The following is a 7,608-nucleotide window of genomic DNA, read 5'->3' as shown; positions in this document are numbered from 1 at the left end:
ACCCAAACGTTTTTGATCTATAAACTGCATATGTTTCTTCAGATCTGGTAAGTCAAGATACCTCGGTGAACGCTTACGGTAGCGAGGCGTAACGCGGTTCATTCAAACGCAAATCCGTGCTGATGATCGCAGGCAGATCCAGTTTGAGCGTCTCTAAGCCACCATCGATTTCTCGTGTAACCAGAACCGTTTCCCCTTCTACTTTCACTTCCGATACAAATGTCCCCTGCGGACGATTCGACAGTGCTGCCAACATTTGCGCGACTTGGTTGTTATCCGTATCGATTGACTGTTTACCCAGAAGCACCAATTGAGCCTGTTCTTGTTCCATCACGACTTTAAGTAACTTCGCGACCGCAAGCGGTTCTGGTGACGGTTCAACATCAATATGAATCGCACGATCCGCACCTAATGCAAGCGCTGAGCGCAATTGTTCCTGACAACTGGTGTCACCAATCGACACCACTAACACCTCTTCTGCTACCCCAGCTTCTTTAAGGCGTACCGCCTCTTCCACCGCAATTTCACAGAATGGGTTCATCGTCATCTTCACGTTGTTGGTTTCCACGCCGGAACCATCAGATTTCACTCTTACTTTAACGTAAGGGTAAATTACACGTTTAATCGCAACCAGTACTTTCACATTCCCTCCTAGCAGATCGCAAAGCGATACGCGTCCTAGCAATTGGGTCATGCGCGACAAAGATTTGCATTAAAGCTCAGGTTTTTCATAACCTTGCTTGGTAAAAACACATCATGACACCGTCACTCAAAACCTTTATCACGCCCTATGACGTTACCATTTGAGCTTAGTTTAGTTTACGTTTACGTCAACTGGACTATAGTTCTTTATACGAGCACTGCGTAATAGAAGAAGCACCTAAAACACAAAGAAAGGTTTCGTATAAAGGAAGCAAGAAGATGGAAAGAGAATGCATGGAATTTGATGTGGTGATTGTCGGCGCCGGACCTGCTGGTTTGAGTGCAGCATGCCGCTTAGCGCAACTCAATCAAGAACGTGAAGGTGAACCTCTGTCTATTTGTGTGGTAGAGAAAGGTTCAGAAGTTGGTGCACATATCTTATCTGGCGCGGTATTCGAAACACGTGCACTGGATGAACTTTTTCCTGATTGGCAAAGCATGGGCGCGCCTCTTTCCGCAGCTGTAAAAAACGATGCCTTCTTGTACCTAACCACAGAACTTAATCACGTTCGTGTTCCCCACTTTCTTACACCTAACCCAATGCACAATGACGAAAACAACTACGTCATCAGCTTAGCGAACTTATGTCGTTGGTTAGCAGAACAAGCAGAATCACTTGGTGTCGAGGTCTATCCCGGTTTCGCCGCATCCACGATTAACTACGATGCATTTGGCGCTGTTACAGGGGTAAACACCAGCGACATGGGTTTGGACAAGAAAGGAGAAGCCAAACCCAACTTTGAAGCAGGTATCGAGCTAAAAGCCAAATACACCGTATTCGCCGAGGGGTGCCGAGGTCATCTAGGTAAAGAGCTCATTCAACGATTTGGTTTAGACGATGATAAACAATCGCAACATTATGCGCTTGGGCTTAAAGAGATTTGGGAGTTACCTGTCGATGCCAAAGGTCAATCAGGCAGCGTGATTCATTCTGCAGGGTATCCTCTGTGTGAATCCAGCACCACAGGCGGCGGTTTTCTCTACCACATGGAGAACAACCAAATCGCCGTTGGGCTTATTGTCGACTTAAATTACAGCAATCCTTACTTGAGTCCGTTTGACGAATTTCAACGCTTTAAGCACCACCCTGCAATCGAGCAACATTTGAAAGGCGCTCACCGAATCGCTTACGGCGCAAGAGCCATAGCGAAAGGAGGGTTGTCTTCTCTGCCGAGACAGCAATTCCCCGGCGGTTTATTGATTGGCTGTGATGCGGGCACCTTAAACGTCGCCAAAATCAAAGGCAGCCATACTGCAATGAAATCCGGTTTGTTAGCCGCAGAAGCCATTGCTGAAGCATTCACAGAATCCAATTCGGAACCGGATTACCAAACCAAGTTTGAAGATTCATGGTTATATGAAGAACTTAATGACACACGCAACTTTGGTGCAAATATTCATAAGTTCGGCAGTGTGATCGGCGGCGCACTTTCCACCTTCGAGCACAATCTATGGCAGCCACTGGTAAAGAAACCAATACCGTGGACGGTCACAGATCCTTCGCACGATCATGAACAACTGAAACCAACCGACGAGTGCCAACCTATTCAATACTCGAAACCAGATGGCGTAATCAGCTTCGATAAACCTTCATCGGTATTTTTGTCAGGTACGCAACACGAAGAGAATCAGCCTTGCCACTTGCAACTCGCCTATCCTCATATTCCGATTCAAGTCCATTTAAAGAAGTTTGATGAGCCAAGCCAGCGCTACTGCCCTGCTGGCGTGTATGAAGTGGTAGAAGTCGAAGGCGAGCGAATATTCCAAATCAATGCCGCAAATTGTGTGCATTGCAAAACCTGTGACATCAAAGATCCATCGCAAAACATTACATGGAAAGCACCAGAAGGTGGCGGTGGACCGAGTTATCAGAATATGTAGTCCCTGGATTAACCAAAATAAAACGGCATCTGAATAGTTCAGATGCCGCTTAACATTAATGGTTATCTTGCCAAAGATAAATTATTAGTCCGTTGTAAACACGTGATGTTGGAACAACTGGTCAACAATTTCATGCGAGGTCGCTGATGCGCCCAGTTCTAGGCCAGACATGTCGAAGTGCTCCAGTGCGACCGATGTAGATTGGCCTGTCTCATTAGTAATCGTTAGGTTGAGGGTATCCTGTTCACCATCAAAACTAGCGCTGACGTGATCCAACAAGGCTTCCATGGCCGCCACATCATCATCTGCTGGTGAAACAATATCACTCAAGTCTAATTTATCTTCACCGAGATTAAAGTCTTTGATGACATCCATAGATGCTTCAGAACTTAAAGACTCATTGGTGAAAGTAAACGTATCGCTCCCTTCACCTCCCGTTAGGATATCATTCCCTAAACCTCCGATGAGAATGTCATTGCCAAGACCACCCACTAGGATGTCATCGCCTGCAGCGCCATTTAAGGTATCTGCACCGTCTTGTCCCAGCATGATATCAATAGTCTCACTACCATCAAACAAGTTGACCAGGTCATTACCCATGACAGCATGACGCTCAGTAGAAGCGACGTCTGCACCTGATTCACTAAGTGTTAGAGTAAAGGCGTTGTCACTCACCCCGCCTCTTCCGTCTGACACTTTAAAGAGAAAGTTAAGATCAACTTGTTGGTTACCTTCTAAGGTAAAGCTATCACTTTGTGTAAAGCTGTAACTGCCGTTTGACTCGACCTCTAACAAGCCAAATGCCGTTTCAACATGTAAGCTCCCATCGACTTGACTCGTCGAAAAAACAAGGTCTTGGTCGACGGTGACATCATGCAAATCAGCACTTAAAAGAGTGAAATCCCCATCAGCCAAAGAGACTGTCATGATGTCGCCATCTGCATCTTGGCTTCCTGACAGCAACTCACCAGCAATTGGTTCAGGTGAAAAATGATTGAGGAATTGGCCTAACTGCTCGCCAGAATCGATAAATACAACTTGGTCGCTCAATTCTTCCAGTGCTTGGGCTGCACTTTCATTGTCTGACGTTGCAATACCAATACCATAAACTTTGGCATCATGCGTTTGCTTATAGTCTTCCCATCGTTCATTCAAATCTGGAGCTGCTGTTTCACCTTCTTTAGGGTTTGGTGCACCGTCAGAGATAAAGAATATGGTCTCTTTACTTTCGATTGGCTGTTCTTTCAAGTACAGATCCCAATCAAAATTGCCGTTTTCATCTAAGCCATCTTGCCAAGGGAATTGAGTTCCTATTTCATTGAAGGCCATGACGGCTTCTAGTGCCTTGCTGTAGTCTGTGTTCGTACCGTGATTAATATCACACCATTGACTCACGTAAGAGGCAACTTCGCTGAGATATTCAGGATCATTGGAATCACGTCCATTCAGCAAAGGCGGACGGCTCATTTCCTCTACTTGATCTAAAGTTAACCAGCTCTGTGTAGACGTATCTCCATCAAAGCGAACCAAACGAATGTAAGTATTGGATTGCCCACCCTCTTCAATCATGTTCTCAACCATTGAGTGAAGGGCTTCCGCAGCTTTGTAAGCTCTTGATTCTGTCTTGGGTGCAGTAGCCTCACTACCGACGGTATTTTGCCCATCAAATGTGCGAGTCATACTGTTTGATTCATCAAACACAACCGTCACTTTGTTAATCGGCAAGTCTTCCATTTCAGCAAAGCCATGTACTGGCGATGAAGTTGGGGCATGGTTTTCAGTTACATTTAGAGTGACCTGAGTTGTGTCTTTGTCCGTACCATCCGTCGCCGTGACTTCCAACTGATAACTATCCTGAACAGAGTGGTCTAGCTTAACTCCGTCTTTAAGCCAAATCTCACCGCTATTTGAATCTACGCGGAATAAATTGGCATCACCGCCACTTAGCTCGTATTTAATGGTATCTGCACCATCAGGGTCGAAAGCTTTAACCTTACCCACCAACAATCCAGCTTCCTGCTCTGCAACGTTAAAAGTTGCATTATCCGCAGTTGGCATACCGCTGACATCGGTTCCATGAGTCTGATCTGCATCAGTATTGCTAATAAACTCAGGAGCGCGATCTCGAATATCGATTGTCACTTCACCAGTCGCGGTATCGCCGTCTGCATCGAGAACGGTGATATTGAATTTTTCTTGTTGATGACCCTTAACATTCGTCGCTTTGTAGTCATAGCGACCATTTTCAAAGTTAAGAGTTAGCGTACCATGCTCTGTGTCGATCTCTGCTAACGAGTGTAGAGAGATAATTGCCCCATTACTGGCACTTACTGTGCCATCAGCTTTATTGTAATGATAGGTTTCACCATCAACTTCAATTTGATCCACCCATTGGCTATCGCCATTAATATCATCTAGAAGATTGCTCTGAAGCTGCCCTGATACTGTTTTGTTCAGAAGCCCCTCTATTTGTGAGTCATCAGTTACTACCAGTGCAGAGCCTTTATCGGTTGCAACTGGTTCTAGATATTTCATATCCGCACCAGCGCCAATACCAATTGACCAGATGTTCTCTAAAGATGCACCACTCGAATCGATACTGCGATCCATCGCATTTTCAAGAATGATGCTTTGCTCAGCGTCTGTCGGTTGATCCCAACCATTAGCTAAGTACTCGTAGCGCTGCTCACTTTCAAAATCGTCTGCTGTAGACCACTTCATTAAGCTCTCGCGCAACTCTGTATATGCCGGATCTGACGTATTTGTCCATGAATTGAAGTCGCTTGGCGCACCATCCGAAATAAAGTAAAGCTGATGATTGCTAGTGTCATCTGTTTCTTGGCTAAGGTCAGTTAAGGCAGCATTTACCTGGTCAATCGCTTGGCTATATGGCGTCCAGCCACCACGACCAATTGAATCCAAGTAAGCATCAATCTCATCCACAGATTCTAGCCATTCAGACGTTTGACCATCTGGATAACCTGAGTGCGTCGCAATCTTAAATCGAACGTCACCAAGATCATCATACTTTTCAAACATGGTCTTAATTGCACTGCGTGCTAGGTCCCAGCGAGTAACTTCAACGCCTTGCTCGTTTTTAACCATGTCATCCCACATCGAACCCGATGCATCTAACGCGATAACAACACTGTTGTTTTGTGGATCAACATCCATGATTTCATGGTGCTCTGAATTAACTGAAGGTAGAGAGTCAACAACACCAAGGTGCAAAGTTGCATTTTCAACTCGGCCACCCGCATCCACTTGAACGCTAACAGGGATATCTAATGTGTCAGCACCGAGTTCCGAGTGATCTACTGGCTCATATTGCTCGACGGTATAATGCCCAGTTTTACCATCAATGCTCGCTTCAATGACTTTGACCTTATCATCACCTGAGCCAACATATCCGGTTAAAGTACCGCGATCATCACTCACTTCAAACACCACTGGCTTGCCTTCACTGGTAACGGTCTCCAGATTCTGTTCAGAATCAAATCGGAACTCAGCATCTGATGCAGAACCAAGGTTGGCAACTAAATCACCTTCAGCATGTACGCCAGAACTCGCACCAACTGCAGACTCATCGAGCATGATATGCGAATCATCCAATGAAATAGGCTCACCTACTACATGCACTGTTACTTCAGCTTTATCAGTCAGACCATCCGCATCTTCAATGACGTATTCAAATGAGTATTCCTTTATTTCCCCAGTCTTAATCGTGCGCTGATCTTCTGGCAATGATTCAAGATATTTGGCTGCATCAAACACCAATTTGCCATCTATTAAGTTTAGATATTCTGTTTGTGGGTAGTTAATAATAGTCAGTTCGTCACCGTCTGGATCGCTATCATTCGCTAACACATCCAGCTCTAGAATACCGGCTCCTGTTGTTTGATAGTCCTCATCAAAGCTCGTCAAATCGGCAGAAACTTGTGTTACAAAGTACTCCGACCCCTTAGGATCAACCAAGCCATCTTTGTAACCCACGGCTGACATTTCAATGCTATCAAAATATCGACCATCCGCATCAATACTTACAACTTGCTTACGATTGCCAGTTCCTTCAAATACTCCCGAAGCGACAACCTCACCTTTGTAGTAAGCCTTCCAAACACCGCGCTCAACTCCAGGCTCCCAAGAGCTCCAAAGATTTTCAACTTGAACTTTAGCATGATCTGCGACTTGTCCATCAGCGAAAGTGAAACGCATAGCCTCACTGTGTGAAGTAGCATCATCGAATCCAATTTGACCGTCTTTTACCTGATCCGTACCACCATCTAAGGAAGAGCTAACCCCAAACTTATGCGTACCACCGTCACCAGTGTAATCCGCCTTGTTAGCGTCACCGATTTTGTTACCTGTGTTGGTATCAACGATGTAGTAGTCCACACTAATATCTGCACTGTCGTCCCAGTTCGTGTGATCTAAAACCTTAGTCTCTTTCTCAATACCTTTGTCATCTTCAGCGATTGGAGCTTCGTTAATGTCATTTATCACGACATTGACGTTAGCCGTATCCTTTGCCCCAGACTGGTCTTCAGCTTCTACCAATAGTTGGTAGCTATCTGACGTTTCATGGTCAAAGACTACGCCACTTTTAACGCTGATCTCACCTGTGTGACTGTTTATTTCAAAAAGGTCAGTATGGTTGGTTAACTGATAAGTTACATTGCTACCTTTATCGACATCAAATGCCTCAACCTGCCCAATTACGCCAGCAACAGCATTCTCATTAATGCTAAATTGGTAACTATCGGTATCGGCTTTGCCATCTTCATCTAGGCCGTGGCTATCATTCGTTCCACTAATAAATTCAGGAGCATCGTTGTTACCTGTAATAGTCACAACCACGTCATGAGTCGTGCCATCTGCAGATGTTACTGTCATGGTACGAATCACCGGATCGCTATCGGCGTCTAACGATTGCACGTCTGGGTGGCTATTGTTCAGCTTATACGTCCAGTTACCTTGCTCATCGATAGAGAACGTACCCCAATTGTCATCTTGAACGTCGGTTTG

At 45.2% G+C, this 7,608-nt stretch carries 2 protein-coding genes and 1 pseudogene; 1 reads left to right on the top strand and 2 read right to left on the bottom strand.

Annotated features, from left to right (window positions below; all coding sequences use genetic code 11):
* Positions 1–76 precede the first annotated feature (76 nt).
* Positions 77–643: pseudogene (locus R7E78_RS23675) on the bottom strand (electron transfer flavoprotein subunit beta/FixA family protein); the annotation flags it as partial.
* A 278-nt stretch (positions 644–921) separates the two neighbouring features.
* Between R7E78_RS23675 and R7E78_RS23670 the strand changes: the two are divergent.
* Positions 922–2,583, top strand: coding sequence for an electron transfer flavoprotein-ubiquinone oxidoreductase (locus R7E78_RS23670; protein ID WP_140302005.1), 1,662 nt, complete (start codon positions 922–924; stop codon positions 2,581–2,583).
* Between the two features lie 84 nt (positions 2,584–2,667).
* Here R7E78_RS23670 and R7E78_RS23665 read toward each other — a convergent pair.
* Positions 2,668–7,608, bottom strand: a 4,941-nt coding sequence (locus R7E78_RS23665; RefSeq protein WP_318058302.1) for a cadherin domain-containing protein, incomplete at its 5' end; no start/stop codon positions are given.

The organism is Vibrio sp. YT-19(2023) (assembly GCF_033337395.1).
This window is presented reverse-complemented; position numbering and strand designations above follow the sequence as displayed.

Bases quoted from the DNA above. Each gene is read 5' to 3' on its own strand.
- R7E78_RS23670 (WP_140302005.1), top strand. From the start codon at position 922: ATGGAAAGAGAATGCATGGAATTTGATGTGGTGATTGTCGGCGCCGGA.